This window comes from Gemmatimonadota bacterium (assembly GCA_041390125.1).
In the GTDB taxonomy this organism is placed as follows: Bacteria; Gemmatimonadota; Gemmatimonadetes; order Longimicrobiales; family Gaopeijiaceae; genus JAGQIF01.
In genome coordinates this window covers 23,782-45,415 of the sequence record JAWKQN010000006.1, presented here as the reverse complement: position 1 = coordinate 45,415, position 21,634 = coordinate 23,782, and the positions used below count along the sequence as shown (strand labels likewise).

Below are 21,634 nucleotides of genomic sequence, written 5' to 3'. Positions count from 1 at the left end.
TCAGGTGCGGACGAGGGAGGACAGGAGCGACGTGAACAGGCCGCGCCCGTCCGTCGAGCCCAGGAGCGGCTCCATGGCGCGCTCCGGGTGGGGCATCATGCCGAGCACGTTGCCCCGGGCATTGGTGATCCCGGCGATGTCGCGCGCGGACCCGTTGGGGTTGTAGCGCGTCCCGGCGGGACCGCCTGCCGGATCGGTGTAGCGGAAGACCACGCGGCCTTCGCCCTCGAGCCGGTCGAGGGTCTCGCCGTCCGTGTGGTAGTTCCCGTCGGCATGCGCGATCGGGATCCGCAGGACCTGGCCGGACGTGTAGTCGGAGGTGAACAGCGTGCCGGTGTTCTCCACGCGGATCCACACGTCCTTGCTGGAGAAGTGACGGTGGTCGTTCCTCAGCAACGCCCCCGGCAGCAGACCGGCCTCGCACAGGATCTGGAAGCCGTTGCAGATGCCCAGCACCGGACCGCCCTTCTCGGCGAAGCGGACCACCTCCTCCATGATGGGGCTGAAGCGCGCGATGGCGCCGGCGCGCAGGTAGTCCCCGTAGGAGAAGCCGCCGGGCAGCAGCACGAGGTCGGCGTCGCCGAGGTCGTGCTCGCGGTGCCACACGAAGCGCGGGGTGGCTCCCACCAGCTTGAAGGCGTGGTAGGCGTCGTGGTCGCAGTTGGAGCCGGGGAACGTGACGACCGCGGCGTTGAAGCTCATGCCGGCTCCAGGGCCGCGATCCGCTCGACCTCGTAGTCCTCGGTCACCGGGTTGGCGAGCAGCCGGCGCGCCATGGCCTCGGCGGCGCTACGCGCATCGTCTTCGCTGGCGGCGCTGAGCCGCACCTCGATGGACTTGCCGACACGCACGTCGCTGACGGCGTCGAACCCCAGCGCGTTGAGCGCGTGATGGATGGCCTTGCCCTCGGGGTTCAGCAGCCCGGGACGCGGACTCACCCGGATCTCGACGAGGTACTCGCTCACTTACAGGTCCTCCTGGGCGTCGGCGGTGTCGGCATCCGACCGGCGGCGGGCGAACGTGCGGTAGTCCACCGTGCGCTCGATCTCCACCGGACCTTCCTGATCCAGCAGCGGGTCCCGCTCGGGCAGCCGGTCCAGGAGGCCCAAGATAAAGGACCGGAGAAGCCCCGCCGAGGTGTAGGCGGCCAGGGCCGGGAAGAACCAGTAGCGGGGCACCGCGAAGGCGATGACCACGGCCAGCACCATGAGCGCCCCGACCACGGCGCCGCGCCAGGTCCGCACGTTGACGCGGGGCACGACCGGGTAGGGGATGTGGCTGAGCATCAGCACGGAGATGCCCACCACCATGGCGGCCAGGATCTCGGGCGTGGCGAATCCCGTCAGATGTTCCTGGAAGAAGGCCGTCTGGCTGAAGGGATAGAACGTGGCCAGCAGCATGCCCCCCGTGGGGGAGGGCAGACCGATGAAGTGGCGGTGCGCCTTGCCGCCCTGCTCGATGTTGAAGCGGGCCAGGCGGATGACCACGGCGGCCACGTGGGTGAAGGGCACCAGCCAGCCCCAGGCCTCGAAGAAGTAGAGCTTGTAGAACAGGTAGGCGGGCGCCACGCCGAAGGAGATGGCGTCCACCAACGAGTCCAGCTCGGCCCCGAAGCGGGAGCCCGTGCGGGTGAAGCGGGCGATGCGCCCGTCCAGCGTGTCGAGCACCGCGGCGGTGACGATCAGCCAGGCCGCCACCACGGGGGCGCCCCGGTCGGCCAGGACGATGGCGTACAGGCCGAAGAACAGGTTGGCCAGCGTGAAGGCCGACGGGAGGATCAGCACCCCCCGCTGCAGCCCGGATTCGCGCTTCAGGATCATCGTGCCCCTCCCGGGGACGCTCGGTCCACGTGTGGCGCTCCATGACCGGAGCACCCGCGCCCGGACGGGGCGCCGACATCGGTGGGGGACGGGGCCCGGCTCACGGCGCGCCCTCGGCGCCGTCCGGTATGCGGGCCACCACGGTCTCGCCGACCCGGACCTTCTGGCCCACCTCGACCGCGACCGGCCAGTCGGGCGGCAAGAACAGGTCCACGCGCGAGCCGAACCGGATCAGCCCGATCCGCGCGCCCCGTTCTACCCGGTCACCCTCCGAGGGATCGGTCAGGATGCGGCGCGCGATCAATCCGGCGATCTGGCGGACGAGCAGAGGGCCGGCGGGCGTGCGGATGCCCAGGCTGGCCTGTTCGTTGGCCTCGCTGGCCTTGGGCTCCCACGCCACCAGGTAGAGCCCGGGCTTGTAGCTGCGGTGCTCCACCACCCCGTCGGCCGGGGCGCGCTGGACGTGCACGTTGAACACGGACAGGAAGATGGTGATGCGCGTGGACGGTCCGCCCAGGTAGGTGGGCTCGTCCTGCTGCACCACCTCGATGACCCGCCCTTCGGCGGGGGAGACGATGGCGCGCGGGTCGGCGGGCAGCGTGGGGGCCGGATCCCGGAAGAACCAGAGGCAGAACACGCCGAACAGGCCCGCGACCACCGCCAGCCCGGTCAGCACGGGCCCGAGCGGAGCCGCCCAGGACTGCAGCGCGCGGGCGCCCACGGCCAGCACGAGGGCGGCCACCAGGGCCGCGACGATGAACGGGATGCCTTCGGGCGCCAGCTTCACGCGTCCGCCTGGCGGCGGGGGGGCTCGTAGGCATCCAGCGGCATGCCGGTCAGGCGCTCGAAGATCTCCAGGTAGCGGGCCGTGGTGCGCTCGACCACCGCGTCCGGCAGCGGAGGCGGGGGCGGCTGCTTGTCCCAGTCGAGCCCGTCCAGGAAGTCGCGCACGGGCTGCTTGTCCAGGGAGGGGGGCACGGTGCCGGGCCGCCAGCTCTCCGCGGGCCAGAAGCGGGAGGAGTCCGGCGTGAGCACCTCGTCGATCAGACGGAGGCGCCCGCTGGAGTCGGTGCCGAACTCGAACTTGGTGTCGGCGAGCAGGATGCCGCGCTCCTCCGCCGTGCGTACGCCGGTCGCGTAGATCTCCAGCGAAAGGGCGCGCAGCCGGTCCGCCAGGTCGGCGCCGACCCGCTCGCGCGTCTCCGCGAACGTGATGTTCTCGTCGTGGCCGCTGACCGCCTTCGTGGCGGGCGAGAAGAGCGGAGGATCGAGCCGCGCGCTCTCCTGCAGCCCGTCCGGGAGGGCTTCGCCGGCCAGGGTGCCCGCGGTGCGGTACTCCTTCCAGGCGGACCCGGCCAGGTAGCCCCGCACCACGCACTCGATGGGCACCGGACGGGTGCGCCGGACCAGCATGGAGCGGCCGGCCCAGGCGTCGGGATCCACGGAGGCCAACGCGGGGACTTCCGCGACCAGTGTGTCGGGATGCGCGCTGATCAGATGGTGCTCCACGCGCGACGCCAGGCGGTCCAGCCACCAGGCCGTGATCTGGGTGAGCACGCGGCCCTTGGACGGCACGCCCTCCGCCATGACGACGTCGAATGCGCTGACGCGGTCGCTGGCCACCATGAGAAGGCGCTCGTCGTCCACCTCGTAGACCTCGCGGACCTTGCCGCCGTGCACGCGGCGCAGCGGCAGGGAGGGCGCGGTCAGGGCGCGCGGTGCATTCATCGCCGGTCCGTCCTCGTGGCGTCGCGCCGGGTGTGGCCCCGCGCCTGTGCGTGGTGGGAGTGCGTCATGCCCCTTCAGACCCTCACGTCCGCCGTGGGTGCCGGTCGCGCGGCCAGCAGATCCGACCAGCGCTCCAGCTCGGGCTCGACCTCGTCGGCCACGAACGCGTCCACCTGCTCGGGCGCCCGGCCCACGAACGCCCGCGGATCCATGAGCGCGCCCACCGCGTCCGCGTCCAATCCGAAGGCGGTGTCGGCGGCGATGCGCGCCGTCAGGTCGTTGTCGGTGTGGCCGGCCTTGAGGCGGGCCGCGGCCGCGTGCGCGTGCTGGCGGATGCGCTCGTGCAGCTCCTGGCGGTCGCCGCCGCCGCGGGTGGCGGCCATCAGCACGGACTCGGTGGCCATGAACGGCAGCTCCTCCGCCAGGCGGCGCTCGATCATGGCGGTATGGACCACCAGCCCGTCCGTGACGTTCTCCGCCAGGACCAGCATGCCGTCGGTGGTCAGGTAGGCGTCGGGGATGGAGAGGCGGCGGTTGGCCGAATCGTCCAGGGTGCGCTCCAACCACTGCGTGGCCGCCGTGTAGGCCGGATCGGCGGCCAGCGCGATCACGTGGCGCGCGAGCGCGCAGATCCGTTCGGAGCGCATGGGATTGCGCTTGTAGGGCATGGCGGACGAGCCGATCTGCTCCTTCTCGAACGGCTCCTCCACCTCGCGCAGGTGCGCGAGCAGGCGCAGGTCGTTGCCCAGCTTGGAGAGCGACTGCGCGAGCCCGGAGAGCGTGGCCAACAGCGCGGCGTCCGCCTTGCGCGTGTAGGTCTGCCCGGTGACCGCGAAGCGCAGCGGGAAGCCCATCTTCTCGGCCACGCGCCGGTCGAGCGCCTCCACCAGGTCGCCCCTGCCGTCGAAGAGCTGGAGGAACGAGGCCTGGCTGCCCGTGGTGCCCTTGGCGCCCCGGAACCGCAGCGTGTCCAGGCGGAAGCGCAGCTCCTCCAGGTCCAGCAGCAGGTCCTGGATCCACAGCGTGGCCCGCTTGCCCACGGTGGTCGGCTGCGCGGGCTGGAAGTGCGTGAAGGCCAGCGTGGGCAGGTCCTTGTGCCGACCCGCGAAGTCGGCGAGCGCCCGCACGGTGCGCACCGTACGCGCGGCGATCAGCTCCAGGGCCTGCCGGTGCAGCACCAGATCCGTGTTGTCGCCCACGAAGGCGCTGGTCGCCCCCAGGTGGATGATGCCGCGCGCCGCGGGCGCGGCGTCCCCGAAGAGGTGCACGTGCGCCATCACGTCGTGCCGGAAGCGCCGCTCGTACTCGGCCGCCCGCGCGAGATCGATGTCGTCCAGGTGGGCCGCCATCTGCTCGAGGGCGTCGGCGGGGATGTCCAGACCCAGCTCGCGCTGCGCCTCCGCCAGCGCGAGCCACAGCCGACGCCAGGTGCCATAGCGCCGGCGCGGCGAGAAGATCTCCTGCATCTCGCGCGACGCGTAGCGGTCGGCGAGCGGGTGGTGGTAGCGGTCCAGCGAGTCGGTCATCGGCCTCTCAACGGATGCGCAGGTTGAGCGTGGCGAAGCGGCCGCCCCGCTCGTAGACGATCTGGATACCACCCGCGGTGCGCGCCACCGCCGTGAGCGCCCGCTCGGCGTCCGCGGCGGTCCGCACGTCCACCTGGTTCACACGGCGGATCACGTCCCCTTCGGTCAGGCCCAGCTGCCGGGCGGTGGTGCCGCGCGCGGCCACGATCAGGGCGCCCTCCTCGCTCGCGAGGCCCAGCTCGGCCTGGATGGCACCATCGACCGTGATGACGTCGATGTCGTTCAGCACGGTCACCGCGGTCGCGCGCGACGACGGTAGCGGCTCGGCCTCCAGGCGCAGCGGATCGGCTGCGCCCTCCAGCTCCAACGTGACCGGGTCGCCCGCCCGCAGATCGAGCAGCAGCGCCTCGAAGTCGAGCGGGCCGGTCATGGGCGTGCCGTTGGCGCGCACGATGCGCCGCCCGGTGCGCACGCCCGCGCGAGCGGCCGGAGAGCCCGGCGCCACCATCGCCACGCCCACACCGGAGGTGCGGCCCCACTCGTCCGCTTCCACCGGTTGGACACGCAGGCCCAGCCAGGCGCGGTCCACGCGGCCGCGATCCACCAGGTCCTCCGCGACGCGCAGCGCGCGGTCGATGGGGATCGCGAAGCCCAGCCCCTCGCTTCCGCCGCTGCGCGAGAAGATGGAGGTGTTGACGCCGATGACCTCGCCCAGCGCGTTGACGAGCGGCCCGCCGGAGTTGCCGGGGTTGATGGAGGCGTCCGTCTGGATCATGCCCAGGTAGAAGCCGCTGTCGTTGGCGTCGGGCACGATGTGGCGGTGCAGGGCGGAGACCACGCCGGACGTGACGGTGGGCTCCGGGTTGGAGAGCAGGTTACCGAAGGGGTTGCCGATCGCCAGCGCCCATTCGCCGATCAGCAGGCCTTCGGACGTGCCCATGGGCGCGACCGGCAGGTCCAGGTCGTCGGTGCGCAGCACGGCGATGTCGGTGGTGGGATCGACGCCGATCAGATCCGCGTCCACGTCCCGCCCGTCCGGCAGGGTGACCCGTAGACGCTCGGCGCCCTCCACCACGTGCGCATTGGTCAGGATGTGCCCTTCCTGGTCGTACACGAAGCCCGAGCCCAGGCCGGAGACCACGCGCGTGCCCGAGAAGAACGGGTCGAAGAAGCTCGCGCGCACTGCTTGCCGGCGGAGCACGTGCACGCTCACCACCGCCGGCGACACGCGCTCGGCCGCGCGTACGATGGCCGTGACCCGCGACGCGTCCACCTGCGCGCTGGCCGCGGCCGGCACCTGGGCCTGCAGCGTGTCCACCGTGCCGGTGGCCGGGCCGCCGCCGTCACAGGCGAGCAGGGCCAGCACCAGGGCGGCGCCCCCGGGGGAACGGCGCGAGAGGCGGGACACGGGACTCAGAGCTCCTGACCCAGCGCCTTCCAGTCGTCCAGGAAGCGCTCCAGGCCGATGTCGGTGAGCGGATGCTTGAGGAGCTGGTACAGCACGGACGGCGGGATGGTGGCGCAGTCCGAGCCCAGGCGCATGGCTTCCACGAAGTGCCGCGGGTGGCGCACGGACGCCGTGAGGATCTCGGTGTCGATGCCGTAGTTGTCGTACGTCTCGCGGATCTCGGCGATCAGGCCCATGCCGTCGGTGGCGATGTCGTCCAGCCGCCCCACGAAGGGCGAGATGTACGTGGCGCCCGCCTTGGCGGCGAGCAGCGCCTGGGGGCTGGAGAAGCACAGCGTGACGTTGACGCGGATGTCGTCCTCGCGCAGTTGCCGGCAGGCGCGCAGGCCGTGCTCGGTGAGCGGCACCTTCACCACGATGTTGTCGTGGATCTCCGCGAGGCGGCGGCCTTCCGTCACCATGTCCACCGCCTCGACCGCCACCACCTCGGCGCTGACCGGGCCATCGACGGCCTCGCAGATCTCCTTGAAGACATCCCGCGGCTCGCGGCCCTTGGCCACCTTGGCCATGAGGGAGGGGTTGGTCGTGATCCCGTCGATCAGTCCGGCGTCCGCCGCGCGGCGGATCTCCCCGATGTCGGCCGTGTCCAGGAAGATCTTCATCGCTTCAAACGACTCCCGTGCTCGAGGTGAAGGGCAGGGCGAGCGCCGCCGGGTCGGGCGCCGGCTCGCCTTCATAACGTACGTGTGCGAGGACCAGTCCGGAGGGGGGGGCCGGGGGAGACGTGGAGACCCCGGGCCCGCCGGCCAGCAGCGCGTCCAGGTCCGCGAGCGGACGCCGTCCCCGGGAGACGTCCACCAGCGTGCCGACCAGGTAGCGCACCATGTGATGCAGGAAGCGGTCGGCGGCGACGACCAGCTCCTGGCCCAGCGCCCAGGGTCGCCACACCGCGCGGGTCACGTGGCAGCGATCGCCGCGCTCGGGCTGGCCCGCGCGGGCGAAGGCCTTGAAGGAGCGCTCGCCCGGGATGCGCGCGGTGGCGTCCGCGAGGAGGCCCAGGTCCAGCGCGTCGGAGAGCGGCCAGCACCAGGGCCGGGCGAAGGGAGAGGCGGCCTGCGGCGCCAACCCCACCCGGTAGACGTAGGTGCGTTCGCGCGCGTCGTAGCGCGGATGGAAGTCGGGCGGGACTTCCGCCGCGTCGGCAGCCCAGATGTCGTCCGGCAGGAGGGCGTTCAGGGCGCGCAGGAAGCGCTCGGCCGTCCAGGTGGGCGGCACGAGCAGGGAGATCACCTGACCGGTGGCGTGGACCCCGCGGTCGGTGCGCCCGGAGGCCAGGACCGTGCGTGGACCCCCGGTCAGCCGGGCGACGATGCGCTCCACCTCACCCTGGACCGTCGGCGCACGGGGTTGGAGCTGCCACCCGTAGTAGCGGGTCCCGTCATAGTGCAGTGTAACGCGGAGGCGGACGTCCTCCTGGGCGATCACTCGGCAAAGGTAGACCCGGCCTTCGCCAGGTCAACCCGAACCGGGGGGCGGCCCCGTCGGGACCGCCCCCCGGGGTGTGCTCAGGCCTCGGCGACGCGCAGGACCGGGACCGGCTTGACCAGGGCGCGCAGGCGCCAGGGGCCGGGCACGGGGGCCTCACGGCGGCGACGGTTGACCAGGACGATCTCGGTGGCGCGGGGGGTCAGGCGACCGATGGCGAAAGGCACGCGCATGTTTCCTCCTCGGGGCCCCAGGGCCCGCTCCAGGTCAGTACTTCCGGATGACGCCGACCACCACGCCCTGGACGGCGACGTCCTCCGCGGGCACGACGATGGGCTGCATGGTCTCGTTGGCCGGCTGCAGGCGCACCCGGTTGCCGGCCTCACGGTAGAGCTTCTTCACGGTCACGGAGTCGCCGCCCACGAGGGCCACGACCATCTCCCCGTCCGCCGCCGTCTGCTGCGAGCTCACCACGATGTAGTCGCCATCGCGGATCTGCTCGTCGATCATGGAGTTTCCTTCCACACGCAGCACATAGTTCTCCTTGCCGCGCCGGACCATGTCCGACGGCACGGAGAGGCGCTCGTGGTCGCTGATGGCCTCGATGGGCAGGCCGGCCGCGACCGCGCCGAGCAGGGGAAGCTCCACCGCGGCGCCGTAGCCGTCCTCCCGGACCACCTCCAGGGAACGGCTCTCGTTGTAGGACTTCCGGATGTAGCCCTTGCGCTCGAGGTTGCTCAGGTGCTCGTGCACCGTCGCCAGCGACGCGTAGCCGAACGCCTCGGCGATCTCCTCGAAGCTCGGGGCATAGCCCGCGTCCTCGATGAAGGACTCGATGTAGTCGAGGATCTCTTTCTGCCGCTTGGTCAGGGGCATGGGTCCACTCCGCCCAGGGGGTCCCGAACAAGAACCGAATAGAGGATAACCCGAAGGGACCCCGAAGCGCAAGGCGGCCCGTGCCTTGCGGTCGGGTCCCGGAACGCGGGTCTGCACCCTGCCCCCACGCCACCCGGCGGGGGTTGCCTTTTCGACCGGCCGGAGCCCTTTTCATCCGCTTGGGCGGGGTCAGGGCCCTCCGGTCGGGTCGGGCCGACGAGGGCCCCAGCGGCACCGGCGGGGTGCACCAACCAGAGCGGGACCGAGCAGGAGTCGAGTGAGGCCGTCACCGTCGAACGTTCCCGGGCCCGGTGGGCCGGACGGCTACGAGATCCCCGAGCTGCCGCTCGACGACGCCCGGGACCTCTTCACGGTCCTCGGCAAGGCCCTGCGCGCCTTCCAGCTGTACGACGAGAACAACCCCGTCTACCAGCGCTTCGTCCAGAACCTCCGGGCCGCCTTCGAGAAGCTCTGGACGGACGTGGACGAGCTCCGCATCCAGATCGAGGAGGACCGCTTCCTGTGGTTCGGGGAGGAGGTCTACCGCAACGACACCCGCGCCGAGTCCTTGGCCTTCCTGTTCTACAAGGACGGCATCCGCGACGTCCAGTTCCTGAAGGGCATCGAGCAGGAGGAGCTGGAAGCGGTGCTGCGGGTGCTCCAGCGGGCGCGCTCCATCCGGGCCGAGGGGGAGGACCTCCTCACCATCCTGTGGGACGCGGACCTGTCGTACCTGCAGTACCACTACGTGGACCTCCTGGCGGAGGGCGTGGAGGTCCCGGAGAAGGATCCGGGCGCGCTGGACCTGAGCGCCGCCTGGCAGGGCGAGGTCGACACCGAGGAGACGGAAGACGGCCAGCCGGCCTCCAGCGCCCAGCAGGAGGAGCCGCCCCGGCCCAAGGTCGCGACCGAGGACTTCAATCCGACCCTGTACTCGTTCGACCCGCGCGAGGTGGAGATCCTGCGCCGCGAGGTCGACCGCGAGATGCAGCGCGACATCCGCGCCGACATCCTCTCGGCGCTCTTCGATCGCATCGAGGACCCGGAGCGCGAGGAGCGGCAGCTCCAGATCCTGGACATCTTCGGGACGCTGCTCCCGAGCTTCCTCTCCAAGGGCGAGATCCGCGCCGCCACCCTGCTCCTGGAAGGCGTGCACCGGCTGCTCGCCGCCAAGGGGGTGCTGTCCGCCTCCGCTCAGCGCCGCGCCAACGGCCTGCTGGACGAGGTCAGCGGCTCCGATGCCATCCAGGAGCTGGTGCTGGCGCTGGCCGACGGCGGCATCGACGTCGGTCCGGACGAGCTGTCGCACTTCCTGCAGTTCCTGCGGGGCGGGGCGCTCGAGCCGCTGCTGCGCGCCGCGATGGGCTCGGAGGACAAGCGCATCCGGCTGCTGCTGCTGGAGGCCGTGGCGGCCATCGGCAAGCGCAATCCGCACGGCGTGCTGCACCTGCTGCAGGTGGACGATCCCACCGTGCTCGCGGGTGCGTGCCGCATGGTGGGGGAGATGGGTCTGGGCGATGCCGGTCCGCGCCTCGCCGAGCTGGCGCGCCACGAATCGGCGGACGTGCGCCTGGCCGCGGTCGAGTCGTCCGCCAAGCTGCGCGTCTCGACCGTCGCGGCCGGGCTCGAGGCCGCGCTGAAGGATCCCGACCGGGCGGTCCGCATCGCGGCCGCACGCGGTCTGGGCGACCTGCGCTACCGCCCGGCCGCCAAGGCGCTCAAGGCCGTGGTGACCAGCCGTGCCATCCGCAGCGCGGACATCTCCGAGAAGATCGCCTTCTTCGAGAGCTATGGGGCCGTGGGCGGGGACGAGGCGGTGGAGCTGCTGGGGGACCTGTTGAACAAGCGAGGCCTGCTGGGTCGCCGCGAGCCGGAGGAGATCCGGGCCGGCGCCGCCCTGGGATTGGGCCGTGCGGCCACGCCCAAGGCCATGGAGCACCTGCGGGCCGCGCAGTCGGCCACCGAGCCCGTGGTGCGGAGCGCGGTGGGCCGGGCGCTGCGGATGGAGCGCGAGTAGCGTGGAAGAGCCCCGGGACCGCGCCGAAGCGGCACGCGCGCAGGAGCAGGGACGGCATTTCCTGTCGTCCCTCTACGCCCTGCTGCGCGCGCTCAAGTTCTATCCGATCGAGAACGAGACGGTGCAGCACGCGCTGGACGAGCTGCACAGCTTCACCACGGGATTGTTGGGCGAGGACGGCTCGCTCGAGCTGCGTGTCGTGGGCGAGTTCTTCTTCGTGAACGAGACGCGCCTGCGGCTGGAGCTCAGCAACTACTCCACGTTCGGGAGCATCGGCAAGGTGTTCACCGACCACGGGCTGGGTGAGCTCACCGTCTTCCAGGGCGTGCGCCGTGAGGAGTGGGCGCCGTTCCTGTCGCTGCTGTTGCGGCGCCCGCAGGGCGAGGACCCCTACGACGCGTTCCTGGCGGGCGTGGAGGGTGCCCGGCTCGAGCACCTGCGCTTCCGGCCCGAGAGCGAAGTGCAGTCACCGGAGTCGGTCGAGGAGGAGAACCTCCAGGCCGCGAAGCGCACCTACGTGCGCTCCGTGAAGGTGGCCAAGGAGGTCCTGACGGACGTGCGTCTCGGGCGCGCCGTCAACGTGCGCAAGATCAAGCGCGCGGTGCAGACCATCGTGGACCAGGTGCTCTCGGACGAGCCGTCCCTGATCGCCATGACCACGCTGCGCGACTTCGACGAGTACACGTTCACGCACTCGGTGAACGTCTGCATCTTCAGCCTGGTGATCGGTCAGCGATTGGGGCTGGACAAGCGTCAGCTCTACGAGCTGGGCCTGGGCGCGCTGTTCCACGATGTGGGCAAGATGAAGATCGACTCGGCCATCATCAACAAGCCGAGAGGCCTGACGGACGAGGAGTGGGGCATCCTGCAGCAGCATCCCACCGAGGGCATGCTCACGCTGTTCGAGATGAAGGGCTTCGCGGACGTCCCGTACCGCCAGATGCTCATCGCCTACGAGCATCACATGAAGATCGACCTCACGGGCTATCCGCAGAACAAGCGTCCGCGCATGCCCAGCCTGTTCTCGCGCATCGTGGCCGTGGCGGACGCCTTCGACGCCGGCACGTCCATCCGCAGCTACCAGTACGAGCCCTGGCCCGCGGACGAGGTCCTGCGCGAGATGCGCGAGAATCCGCGGCGCGGCTTCGATCCGCTGTTGGTGCGCGCGCTGATCAACGCCACGGGCGTCTTCCCGGTGGGGACGCTGGTCATCCTGGACACGCTGGAGATGGCCGTGGTGGCCCAGGCGAACTCCGACCCCGAGAAGCTGCACCAGCCGCGCGTCGTGGTCATCTCCGACGCCATGGGCGTCCCGCGCCCCGAGCCGTATTCGCTCGACCTGTCCGAGCGCGATCCCGTGACGGGCGAGGTCAAGCGCTCCATCATCAAGACCACCGATCCCCAGAAGTACGGCATCCGGGTCTCGGACTTCGTGACCTGAGGGGCTACCCCTCCTCCACCGCCAGCCGCTCCGCCAGATCCGGATCGGGCCGGGCCATCACGGTGCTCGCGCGCTCCATGCGTACGCTTCCGGGCTTGGCGCCCCGCGGCTTGCGCACGTAGCGCCGCCGCGTCCAGTCCACGGGCACGAGCGCGCTGTGGCGCGCGCCGGAGTGCAGGGCAGCCAGCGCGGCCGCCTCGGCCAGGTCGCGGGCGGGGGGCGCATCCTCCTTGTCCCAGCGCAGCACCACGTGCGCGCCCGGCACGTCGCGGGCGTGCATCCACACATCGCCGGGCCGTGAGACGTGGAAGGTGAGCTCGTCGTTGTGGCGCGCGCCGCGGCCGACCCAGATGTCCAGCCCGCCCGAGCTGCGATACGGACGGTAGGGCAGGGGCTTCGCCTTGCGCGCGGAGCGCGCCCCCGGGCGCTTCGCTCCGAGCCACGTCTTCAGGTCGGCGTCGGTCCAGGTGCCGGAGCGCGCGCGCTCCAGGCCCGCCTGCACGCGCTCCAGCGACTCGCGCGTGCGCGCGATCCGCTCCGGCAGCGCCTCGCGGGCGCGCTCGGCCCGGCCGGCCTTCTCGTACAGGTCGTCCGCGTTCTCGCGGGGTGAGCGCGCCGGGTCCAGCTCGAGCTGCACCGGGCTGCCGTCGAAGCCTTCGAGCGTGACCACCGCCTCGCCCTTCGGCACCGTGTGCAGGCGGGCCAACAGCAGGTCCGCGCGCGCGCGCAGCTCGGCGGGCTCGTCCGGCGCGTCCGCCTCGCGCTCGAGCGCGGCGATCCGGCGCTCCAGCTCGGTCACGCGCTCGGTGAGGCGCGTCATCGCGGCGGACGGCGGCGTGGGGCGGGCGAGCGCGGCGGCCTCCGCATCCAGCAACCCGTCTGCACGCGTGCACGCCAGGCCGCCCACCGCCACCGGATAGCGCTGCGGTCCCCCCGGACCCTCGAGCGTGACGGGCTCGCGTACGCCGTCCGCCAACCGGCGCCACAGGGCCCACCCCCACTCGGGCCCCTCCCGGTCCGACACGAGCGCGGCCGCGTTCAGGGGGCTGCTCCAGGCCAGCCGCGACAGGAGCGCCCGCTCGGCGCCGTCCGCGGGGAGCTCCTCCTGGAGCGCTTCGAACGTCTCTCGCGTCAGCGCCCCGTCGGCTCCCGGCCGGGCCCCGCCCTCCGGCGGCGCGTAGGCTGCGCCACGCTCCAGCCGGGGCTCACTCCGCAGCGCTGCCTCCACCCGCCCGTCGGCGGTGTGGACCGCGTTCAGCCGCCGCGGGATCAGCTCCACCTCCAGCGTCTGGCGGCGGGGGCTGCCGCGTACGCGGCTCAGCTCCACCGTGAAGCGCCGCTCGTCCGGGGGGGCATGCACGCCGCGCACGCGGGCGGGGAGCGCCGCGCTCCCGGGGAACGGCGTCACGGGCGCCCGCCAGCGCACGTCCGTGTCGTGCGGGTCCAGGCGGACCTCCAGCGTGCCCGACCGGAAGAAGGCGTAGAGACGCTTGCCGCCCGGGTCCAGGAACAGGGCCTGCAGGCGCGCGTCGGCCAGCCGCTCGCCCAGCTCGGCGGCGGTGGCGCGGACCAGGGCGGAATCCCAGTGCGTGGGCATGGCGGAAGCTCTCGCCCGCGGGGCCGTCCCGGCAACCGGCGCCACAGCGGCGGTCGGTGTCGATTGACAGGCGGGGGGCGGCCCGGTAGCTTGGCCGTCGCACGCTCGTAAGCGTCTGCCCCTCAACGATTTCCCCATATCGAGGCCACGCCGTGTCGAGCCCTCCGCTCCCCGGTGGCACCCGTCCCAGCGTCCGCCGCTTCGCGGAGATGAAGCGGAACGGACAGCGCATCGTCGTGCTCACGGCCTACGACTACACGTTCGCGCGCCTGCTGGCGGCGGCCGGGGTGGACATGCTGCTGGTGGGCGACTCGCTCGGGCAGGTGGTGTTGGGCTACGAGTCCACCGTGCCCGTCACGCTGGACGAGATGATCCACCACGCCAAGGCCGTGCGGCGGGGCGCGCCCAACGTCTTCACGGTGCTGGACCTGCCGTTCCTGACCTACCAGGTCTCGGTGGAGCAGGCGGTCGCCAACGCCGGGCGCGCCCTCAAGGAGACGGGCGTGCACGCCGTGAAGATCGAAGGCGGCGGCGCCCGGATCCTGGAGACGGTGCGCACGCTCGTGGAGATCGGCATCCCGGTCATGGGGCACCTGGGTCTGACGCCGCAGGCGGTGCACCAGCTCGGTGGGCACCGCGTGCAGGCCCGGGACGAGGAGAGCCGCGCCCGCATCAAGCACGAAGCCCAGGCGCTGGAGGCGGCGGGGTGCTTCTCGCTCGTGCTGGAGCTGATCCCCGAGGACATCGCGGGCGAGATCTCCGCATCGCTGTCCATCCCCACCATCGGGATCGGCGCCGGACGGCGCTGTGACGGGCAGGTGCTGGTCTGCTACGACGCGCTGGGCCTGAACGCGGACTTCCGTCCGCGCTTCCTCAAGCGCTACGCGGACCTGGACACCGCTGTGCGCGAGGGCATGGCGCGCTTCGCGGACGAGGTGCGCGACGGCACCTTCCCCGGGCCCGAGCACACCTTCCAGCGCTGACGCCTCTTCCCGTGTCCGCGGCCCGCATCCTCCACGATCTGGACGCCGTACGCGCCTACTCCCGTGACCTGCACGCCCGGGGGCGCCGTCTGGGCCTGGTGCCCACCATGGGCGCGTTGCACCAAGGCCACCTCTCGCTCGTGGACCGGGCCCGGGCCCGCGCGGACGAGGTGATGGTGTCCATCTTCGTCAATCCGCTGCAGTTCGCGCCGGGCGAGGACCTGGAGCGCTACCCGCGTGATCTCGACGGCGACGTCGCCCTGCTCGCGCCGCACGGCGCCGACGTGGTCTTCGCGCCCGCGCCCGACGCCATGTGGCCGTCCGGTCCGCCCCGGGTCTCGGTCGATCCGGGGCCCGCCGGGGATCGCCTGTGTGGCGCGTACCGGCCCGGGCACTTCCGTGGTGTGCTCACCGTGGTGGCCAAGCTGTTCGCGCTCGTGGAGCCGGACGTGGCCGTCTTCGGTCGCAAGGACTTCCAGCAGTCGGTGCTCATCCGGCGCATGAACGCCGACCTGGGCTTCGGTGTGGAGGTGGACGTGGCGCCCATCGTGCGCGAGCCGGACGGGTTGGCCCTGAGCTCGCGCAATCGATATCTGTCGGAAGACGAGCGCAGCGACGCGCTCGGGCTCTCCGCGGGGCTGGCCACCGCACGCGACGGCTTCGCCGGAGGCGTCCGCAGCACGAGCGCCCTGCTCGGTCGCTATCTTGCGGAGGTGGCGACGCGGCGCCGGCTGCGGCCGCAGTACCAGGAGATCGTGGACCCCGACACGCTGGAGCCGCTGGACGTGGCGCGCCCGGGCGCAGTGCTGGCCGTGGCCGCCTATTGCGGCGAGACCCGCCTCATCGACAACACCGTGCTGGGATCCGAAGGATGAGCCACACCGCGCCCCACCCGATCGTCGCCGCCGCGGCGCGCGGGGAGCTGCCCTCCTGGACGGAGGCCGGGCCGTCCCGTCGGGCCCACATGGAGCGCGTGGCGCGCCTGATGCGCACGTGGGCGCAGGAGCTGGGCGAATCGCCGGCAGAAGCGGATCGCTGGGCCGCCGCCGGGTGGCTGCACGATGCGCTGCGCGAAGCCGATCCGGAGACGCTGAGGCCGATGCTGGGGCCCGACCTGCACGATCTGCCGGGCGCGGTGCTGCACGGGCCCGCGGCGGCGATCCTGCTCGGGCGCGAGGGCGTGGAGGATCGCTCGCTCCTGCTGGCGGTGGCGTTCCACACGCTCGGCCACCCCGACTTCGACCGGTTGGGCAAGGCGCTGTCCGCCGCGGACTTCCTGGAGCCGGGGCGCACCTCGCTCCCCGACCTGCGCGACCCGCTGCGCGCCCGCATGCCCCAGGAGCTGGAGCCCGTCCTCAAGGACATCATGGCGGCCCGCATCCGCAACCTCATCCACCGCGGGCATCCGATCTCCGCGTATACCATGCGGTGCTGGAACCGCGTCGTCGGTCACCATGACTAAGGGACCGCTCCGGCTCCTCGTGCTCACCGTGCTGTTCGGCGGGGGGCTGATCGCCGGCCTGCTGGTCACCCGCGCGGAAGTTCCCGGCCCGGCCGAGGAGCCGGATACGGCGGAGGCCCTCCAGGTGGCCGAGCGCGTGCGGGTGGAGGTCCTGAACGGGGGCGGGACCCCCGGCGTCGCCCGGGCGGCCACGGACGTGCTCCGCGATGCGGGCTTCGATGTCGTGGCCTTCCAGAACGCCCAGAACTTCGCGGACCGTCCCTCCGTAGTGATCGACCGGGTGGGGCGTCCGGCGCTGGCCCGCCGGGTGGCGGGGGCGCTGGGGCTGGAGACGGTGGAGAGCGAGCCGGACTCGACCCGGCTGCTCGAGGTCACCGTGATCCTGGGCACGGATTGGGCCCCTCCGGTGGAGGCGCCGCCCCCCGCGCCCGCGCGACCCTGGTGGGATCCGCGGGGTTATATTCCCTGGTTGCGGCGCTGACCGAGCGAGTCAGGTCCAGGAGGCGAGGAAGGCATGGCGAAGGAACGGCCGGCAGGGAAGGAGTCGATGCCGGAGGGCGCGCCCACGCGCCGGGCCGCGGGCGGGCGCCAGGAGCCCGAGACGCCATCGCAGAGCGTCGCCTGGGAGTGGGCCAAGTCCGGGTTGTTCGCGTTCGCGCTGTTCCTGGTGATGCGGACGTTCCTGCTGCAGACGTTCGTGATCACGTCCGGCTCCATGGAGAACACGCTCCTGGTGGGGGACTACCTGATCGTGAACCGGGCCGCCATCGGAAGCCGCCTGCCGTTCACGGGGGAGCCGGGCCTGCGCATCCCCGGCTATTCGCACGCGGAGCGCGGGGACGTGATCGTCTTCGATCCCCCGCACGAGCAGGAGCTGAAGCTGGTCAAGCGCCTGATCGGCATGCCGGGCGACACGCTCGAGATGCGTGACAAGGCGCTGTACCGGAACGGCGTGCTGCAGGACGAGCCCTACGTCCGCCACGACGATCCCGCCGGCGACGACTCCCACCCCTGGATGCGCTGGCAGCTCGACTACCTGGCGCCCGGTGTGGATCGCAACGCCTACCGCCCCACGCGCGACACCTGGGGTCCCATCGTGGTGCCCGAGGACCGCTACTTCATGCTGGGAGACAACCGCGACCGCAGCCTGGACTCCCGCTACTGGGGCCTGCTCGAGGGCTGGCGCCTGGAGGGACGCGCGTCGCGGATCTACTACTCCTACGACAAGCAGTCGCTCAAGCCGTTCCGGTTCTTCCGGGAGGTCCGGGCGGGGCGGATCGGCGCGCAGGTGCGGTAGGGGGCATCTCGACCCCGTGCCGACCGGTCATGCGATCGGGCGGTAGAGGAGCAGCTGGATCTCGTCGGGGAGCGTGGCGTAGGCTCCCGGGTTCACGGCGCGCAGCTCGAACCCCTGCCGTTCGTAGAAGCGGAACGCCGCTACGTTGATGGTCTGGGTCTCGACCTTGAGCTCCCGGCAGCCCCGCGAGCGGGCCCAATCGAGGGCCGCGCGTAGCAGCGCCCCACCTACGCCTCGCCCCCGGAACGCGGGCGCGACCCGCAGGTCCCAGATCAACGCGAGGTCCGAGCGGTCCTCGAGCATGTCGATGCCCGGGTCCCCGGCGATCAGCACCACTCCGCCCGCGCGCTCCTGTCCGTGCCAGGCGGAGAGGATGCGCCAGCTCGACGTGTCGAAGCGTACGGGCCAGGAAGACGGGCTGGCGCCCTCTTCGGCGTCGTAGTCCTTGATCCAGGGGTCTGGCAGATCGCGCTCCACCAGGTCGCGAGGTCCACCGCCCGGCGCGAGGGCGAGCACGCGGTCCACTTCGAACGCGATCGAGAGGGCGGCGTGTCCGACCAGGTCTTCGGCGCCCGCTTCTCGTAGTTCGAGGTCCAAAGGCCGGCCTTCAGCCGACCGTTGGGCACGGTGTTGAGGCATGCACGTCTCGGGATCGGTTGGAGAGGATGGGGTAGGATATACCCGGTGACGCCAGCCGGGCTTTCACGGACAGACCGATGAATCGACTCAGGACGTGGGCCGCCAGCGCGGCGGTGCTCGCTGCGGAGGTGGGGCTGCTCGTGGCCCCCGTGGGACCGGAATGGAGCCGACGGGTGCTCGCCGCGCCCGGGTACGCGCTCCACCTTCTCGCGAGCCTGGTGCTCCCGGTGAGCAGCTACTGGGTGATTGCGGGCACGCTGCTGGGGGTCGCGCTGGTGGTCGACGGGGTTCGGGCGGGCTGGGTGTGCGGGGAGGCGTGAGGGCTGGCCCCAGCCCCGAGACCCGTCAGCGGTTCACGGGGGAGCTGCCTGACGAACCCACAGTTGCTCGTGGGCCTGCAGCGGTCGACCTTGAATGGAGAGCGTTGGCACATCAAGGCCTACTTCATCGACGAACCTGATGGGCGGCGACGTTCATCGGTGTTCACCGATCGGAGCGTTGATCGATGAAGATCCTGAAGGAAGGAGAACGGGGCTACGCTCTTAGTCCGGAGCGAGGGCGCGTCGAAGTGATCTACAGGTATCGTCTCCTGAAGTTCGAGAAGAGCGGGGTGACCGTGCCGGACGTGCTGGTGGGTGTCGACCCCGAGACGGACGAGATCCTCACGGTCGCTGCTCAGTCGGCTCCGAACCTGAGGGCGGCGCGGGAATGATCAAGCGCATGAAGCTGCGGAAGATCGGAGCCTCCCTCGGGGCGACGCTACCCAAGGAGATGGTCGACCGCCTCAAGCTTTCCGCCGGCGACGAGGTATTCGCCATCGTGGTGGATCGTGGCATCCTGATCAGTCCCTGCGATCCCGACGTCCTCGAGGCCTTGGAGCATGCAGTCACTGCGAGTCGTCGGTACCGGGCTGCGCTGAACGAGCTCGCGAGGTAACCCTCGAGGACGTCATCCGGGTGCACCGGGTGTGGGGGTGAGATTCCCTCGGTTGGCCATCGCCGGCAACGTCCTACCCGTGCGCCCCTGCCACCTCCCCCAACCGCCGCTCCAGGAAGCGCCGCTCGAGGGGATGGGTGCAGACGGACAGCGCCTGCTCGTAGGCGGTGCGCGAGGCCTCGGCCCGGCCCAACAGGCGCAGCAGCCCGGCCCGGGCAGAGTGGAAGAGGTGGTAGCGGTCGAGGGCGCCGTCCTTCCCGAGGGCATCGATCATCGCCAGCCCGCCGGGGATGTCGCCGGCCATGGCGATGGCCACCGCGCGATTGAGCCGCACGACCGGTGTCGGATGGATGCGCTCCAGCACCGTGTACAACGCGACGATCTGCGGCCAGTCGGTGGCCGCGGGGGTGGCGGCCTGCGCGTGGAGTGCGGCGATGGCCGCCTGGATCTGGTACGGACCGACCCGACCTTGGCGGAGCGCTCCTTCGACCAGGGCAGCCCCTTCGTCGATGGCGTCGCGATCCCACCGGCCGCGGTCCTGGTCCTCCAGGAGCACCAGCTCGTCGCCGGCGACCCGCGCGTCCCGTCGCGCGTGGTGGAGCAGCATGAGGGCCAGGAGCCCGCGGGCTTCCGGCTCGCGCGGCATCAGCTCCACCACCAGGCGCGCCAGGCGGATGGCTTCGTCGCAGAGATCTCCGCGCACCGGCTCCTCCGACTCCGTGGGCGCGTATCCTTCGTTGAAGACGAGATAGAGCACGGAGAGCACGGCATGCAGCCGCGGCTCGAGGGCCGGACCCACCGGCACGCGGAAGGGGATTCCGGCGTCGCGGATCTTGGCCTTCGCGCGTACGAGCCGCTGACCCATGGTCGTGTCGGCCACCAGGAATGCCCGCGCAATCTCCCGGGTGGAGAGGCCGCCCACGACGCGCAGGGTGAGCGCGACCTGCGCCTCGGTGGAGAGCGCCGGGTGGCAACAGGTGAAGAGCAGTCGTAGACGGTCGTCGTGCGGGCCGTCCTCCTCCGGAAGTGCGACCGGCCCGACCGCGAGCTCCGCCTCCTCCAGTCGCCGCAGCACCGCGGCCTTCTCGCGGAAGCGGTCCGCGCGCCGCACCAGGTCGATGGCCCGGCGGCGTGCAGAGGTGGCCACCCACCCCGCCGGGTTGGGTGGCACGCCCTCTTCCGGCCACCGCTCCAGCGCCTTGGAGAAGGCGTCCTGGACCACGTCCTCGGCGAGGGAGAAGTCGCCGCAGAGCCGGATCAGTCCGGCCACGATCGCCGCCCGCTCCTCCCGGTACACCCGCTCCAGCACCCGGGCGGGGACCGACGGTGTGCGGGCGGCCGTGGGCCGGCTCCGCGACGACTCCTCCCGCACCGGCTCAGCCCTGGTCGAAGACCAGGACCGGCCGCACCTCGACCGGGCCGCGGCCGGCGCTGGGGAGGCGGGCCGCCCACTCGATGGCCGCATCGAGGTCGGGCACGTCGATGACGTAGTAGCCGCCCAACTGCTCCCGCGTCTCGGCGAAGGGACCGTCCGTGGTCATCGTCTCTCCGTTCTGGACCCGCACCGTGGTTGCGGTCGTGGTCGGGTGCAGCGCCTCGCCGCCCCGCAGCACCCCCGCGTCCTGCATGGCCTGCGTGACCTCGAACCACTTGGCCATCTCGGCCTCGCTCGTCTCCCCCGCCGCGGCCTCGTTGTCGTAGATCAGAAGCATGTACTGCATGTCCCCTCCGGGTCGTGGTGGGAGAGGCCGAGCGCCTCTCCTCCACCCCACCTACGAATGGGGGGCGGGAATTTCGACACAGGCGCCGGTCGGCCCCCCACCCGTCCGCTTCTCGGGTGGTCCGTCGCTCATCCGCCGCCCGTTCGCCGCGTCACCGTGCGCTGGCCCTGACGCCATCTCCCGGTCTCCCCGTCCAGGCGCTCCTCGATCACCACGTAGGACTCGAGCGTCAGGTCGGTCACGCGGAGTCGGTAGACGGTGCCGCCCGGCGCCGCGCGCTCCAGGAGCAGGTCGGACCCGTCTCGCTTCCAGTGGTACTCCGCCGTGGCGCCGTTGCTCAGGACGAAGCGTTCCCTCCATCCGCCGGTCGTGGGGTCCACGAATCCCAGCGAACGGAAGGTGAACGTCCCATCGGCACTGACGAAGGTCTGTACGAAGGCGCAGCCCCCCGCGTCCAGCGTGGAGGTGAGCTCACCTTCGTAGACCTCGGCCGAATCGGTGACGGTGTACTCGCCGCAGACGCCGACCAGGGGGGCCGCGGTGCGATGTGCGGCCGATCGGCAGACCGGGGGCTCCTGCGCGGACAGACCTCCACCGCTCGTTGCGAGCAGGAGCAGAGCGGGGACCCTCAGCCTTCGCTTCACGCGCGCTCCATCTCCGTCGCCTCCGTCGGGGTGCGGGTCCAGACCTCCACCGCT

The 21,634-nt window shown here is 71.6% G+C and carries 26 protein-coding genes; 10 read left to right on the top strand and 16 right to left on the bottom strand.

What is annotated here, in order from left to right:
• From purQ to lexA, 11 genes are all read right to left on the bottom strand, one after another.
• A complete protein-coding gene (purQ, locus tag R3E98_06735; protein ID MEZ4423084.1) occupies window positions 1-702 on the bottom strand; it encodes a phosphoribosylformylglycinamidine synthase subunit PurQ in 702 nt (233 codons plus the stop codon).
• On the bottom strand, window positions 699-965 hold the full coding sequence (purS, locus tag R3E98_06730) for a phosphoribosylformylglycinamidine synthase subunit PurS (protein MEZ4423083.1): 267 nt from the start codon (window positions 963-965) through the stop codon (window positions 699-701). The genes purQ and purS overlap by 4 nt, the downstream gene beginning before the upstream one ends.
• The gene (pssA, locus tag R3E98_06725; GenBank protein ID MEZ4423082.1) at window positions 966-1,820 is read right to left on the bottom strand and encodes a CDP-diacylglycerol--serine O-phosphatidyltransferase; all 855 of its coding nucleotides are present in this window, start codon (window positions 1,818-1,820) and stop codon (window positions 966-968) included.
• 100 nt (window positions 1,821-1,920) lie between these two features.
• Window positions 1,921-2,607: a phosphatidylserine decarboxylase family protein gene (locus R3E98_06720; protein MEZ4423081.1), complete on the bottom strand. Its 687-nt coding sequence runs from the start codon at window positions 2,605-2,607 to the stop codon at window positions 1,921-1,923.
• Window positions 2,604-3,548: a phosphoribosylaminoimidazolesuccinocarboxamide synthase gene (locus tag R3E98_06715; GenBank protein MEZ4423080.1), complete on the bottom strand. Its 945-nt coding sequence runs from the start codon at window positions 3,546-3,548 to the stop codon at window positions 2,604-2,606. Before R3E98_06715 ends, R3E98_06720 begins: the two co-directional genes overlap by 4 nt.
• 74 nt (window positions 3,549-3,622) lie before the next feature.
• Entirely contained in the window at window positions 3,623-5,074 is a 1,452-nt protein-coding gene (gene purB / locus R3E98_06710) for an adenylosuccinate lyase (protein MEZ4423079.1), read from the bottom strand.
• Between the two features lie 7 nt (window positions 5,075-5,081).
• Entirely contained in the window at window positions 5,082-6,482 is a 1,401-nt protein-coding gene (locus R3E98_06705) for a trypsin-like peptidase domain-containing protein (protein MEZ4423078.1), read from the bottom strand.
• A gap of 5 nt (window positions 6,483-6,487) precedes the next feature.
• Window positions 6,488-7,144, bottom strand: coding sequence for a fructose-6-phosphate aldolase (gene fsa / locus R3E98_06700; GenBank protein MEZ4423077.1), 657 nt, complete (start codon window positions 7,142-7,144; stop codon window positions 6,488-6,490).
• A 4-nt stretch (window positions 7,145-7,148) separates the two neighbouring features.
• Entirely contained in the window at window positions 7,149-7,967 is an 819-nt protein-coding gene (gene truA, locus R3E98_06695) for a tRNA pseudouridine(38-40) synthase TruA (protein ID MEZ4423076.1), read from the bottom strand.
• An 80-nt stretch (window positions 7,968-8,047) separates the two neighbouring features.
• On the bottom strand, window positions 8,048-8,200 hold the full coding sequence (locus R3E98_06690; GenBank protein MEZ4423075.1) for a hypothetical protein: 153 nt from the start codon (window positions 8,198-8,200) through the stop codon (window positions 8,048-8,050).
• 34 nt (window positions 8,201-8,234) lie between these two features.
• The gene (lexA, locus tag R3E98_06685) at window positions 8,235-8,843 is read right to left on the bottom strand and encodes a transcriptional repressor LexA (protein MEZ4423074.1); all 609 of its coding nucleotides are present in this window, start codon (window positions 8,841-8,843) and stop codon (window positions 8,235-8,237) included.
• A 277-nt stretch (window positions 8,844-9,120) separates the two neighbouring features.
• Between lexA and R3E98_06680 the strand changes: the two genes are divergently transcribed.
• Complete coding sequence (locus R3E98_06680) at window positions 9,121-10,860, top strand: HEAT repeat domain-containing protein (GenBank protein ID MEZ4423073.1); 1,740 nt, start codon at window positions 9,121-9,123, stop codon at window positions 10,858-10,860.
• 1 nt (window position 10,861) lies between these two features.
• Window positions 10,862-12,301 (top strand): HD domain-containing protein, encoded by a 1,440-nt coding sequence (locus R3E98_06675; protein MEZ4423072.1) that lies wholly within the window; start codon window positions 10,862-10,864, stop codon window positions 12,299-12,301.
• A 4-nt stretch (window positions 12,302-12,305) separates the two neighbouring features.
• On the opposite strand, the gene R3E98_06670 is transcribed toward R3E98_06675, so the two are convergent.
• Entirely contained in the window at window positions 12,306-13,898 is a 1,593-nt protein-coding gene (locus R3E98_06670; protein ID MEZ4423071.1) for an NFACT RNA binding domain-containing protein, read from the bottom strand.
• Between the two features lie 152 nt (window positions 13,899-14,050).
• Between R3E98_06670 and panB the strand changes: the two genes are divergently transcribed.
• The 5 genes from panB to lepB are packed head-to-tail and all read left to right on the top strand — an operon-like array spanning window position 14,051 to window position 17,640.
• On the top strand, window positions 14,051-14,881 hold the full coding sequence (gene panB, locus R3E98_06665) for a 3-methyl-2-oxobutanoate hydroxymethyltransferase (GenBank protein MEZ4423070.1): 831 nt from the start codon (window positions 14,051-14,053) through the stop codon (window positions 14,879-14,881).
• Window positions 14,882-14,892: 11 nt separating this feature from the next.
• A complete protein-coding gene (panC, locus tag R3E98_06660) occupies window positions 14,893-15,756 on the top strand; it encodes a pantoate--beta-alanine ligase (GenBank protein ID MEZ4423069.1) in 864 nt (287 codons plus the stop codon).
• Window positions 15,753-16,343 (top strand): HD domain-containing protein, encoded by a 591-nt coding sequence (locus R3E98_06655; protein MEZ4423068.1) that lies wholly within the window; start codon window positions 15,753-15,755, stop codon window positions 16,341-16,343. The genes panC and R3E98_06655 overlap by 4 nt, the downstream gene beginning before the upstream one ends.
• A complete protein-coding gene (locus R3E98_06650) occupies window positions 16,336-16,824 on the top strand; it encodes a LytR C-terminal domain-containing protein (protein ID MEZ4423067.1) in 489 nt (162 codons plus the stop codon). Before R3E98_06655 ends, R3E98_06650 begins: the two co-directional genes overlap by 8 nt.
• A gap of 33 nt (window positions 16,825-16,857) precedes the next feature.
• Entirely contained in the window at window positions 16,858-17,640 is a 783-nt protein-coding gene (lepB, locus tag R3E98_06645; GenBank protein MEZ4423066.1) for a signal peptidase I, read from the top strand.
• Between the two features lie 27 nt (window positions 17,641-17,667).
• On the opposite strand, the gene R3E98_06640 is transcribed toward lepB, so the two are convergent.
• Window positions 17,668-18,237 (bottom strand): GNAT family N-acetyltransferase, encoded by a 570-nt coding sequence (locus R3E98_06640; GenBank protein ID MEZ4423065.1) that lies wholly within the window; start codon window positions 18,235-18,237, stop codon window positions 17,668-17,670.
• Window positions 18,238-18,356: 119 nt separating this feature from the next.
• Here R3E98_06640 and R3E98_06635 point away from each other — a divergent pair, with 119 nt between their 5' ends.
• The 3 genes from R3E98_06635 (at window position 18,357) to R3E98_06625 (ending at window position 19,215) form a co-directional block, all read left to right on the top strand.
• The gene (locus R3E98_06635) at window positions 18,357-18,599 is read left to right on the top strand and encodes a hypothetical protein (GenBank protein ID MEZ4423064.1); all 243 of its coding nucleotides are present in this window, start codon (window positions 18,357-18,359) and stop codon (window positions 18,597-18,599) included.
• Between the two features lie 185 nt (window positions 18,600-18,784).
• Entirely contained in the window at window positions 18,785-18,991 is a 207-nt protein-coding gene (locus R3E98_06630; protein MEZ4423063.1) for a hypothetical protein, read from the top strand.
• 8 nt (window positions 18,992-18,999) lie between these two features.
• The gene (locus R3E98_06625) at window positions 19,000-19,215 is read left to right on the top strand and encodes an AbrB/MazE/SpoVT family DNA-binding domain-containing protein (protein ID MEZ4423062.1); all 216 of its coding nucleotides are present in this window, start codon (window positions 19,000-19,002) and stop codon (window positions 19,213-19,215) included.
• Between the two features lie 73 nt (window positions 19,216-19,288).
• Here R3E98_06625 and R3E98_06620 read toward each other — a convergent pair whose 3' ends face one another.
• The 3 genes from R3E98_06620 to R3E98_06610 all read right to left on the bottom strand — a co-directional run bounded on the left by R3E98_06620 (window position 19,289) and on the right by R3E98_06610 (window position 21,580).
• Window positions 19,289-20,524 carry an RNA polymerase sigma factor gene (locus R3E98_06620; protein MEZ4423061.1) on the bottom strand — a complete coding sequence of 412 codons (1,236 nt, stop codon included), beginning with the start codon at window positions 20,522-20,524 and terminating at the stop codon, window positions 19,289-19,291.
• A 67-nt stretch (window positions 20,525-20,591) separates the two neighbouring features.
• On the bottom strand, window positions 20,592-20,936 hold the full coding sequence (locus tag R3E98_06615; protein ID MEZ4423060.1) for a YciI family protein: 345 nt from the start codon (window positions 20,934-20,936) through the stop codon (window positions 20,592-20,594).
• Between the two features lie 128 nt (window positions 20,937-21,064).
• Window positions 21,065-21,580 (bottom strand): hypothetical protein, encoded by a 516-nt coding sequence (locus R3E98_06610; protein MEZ4423059.1) that lies wholly within the window; start codon window positions 21,578-21,580, stop codon window positions 21,065-21,067.
• Window positions 21,581-21,634: the final 54 nt, after the last annotated feature.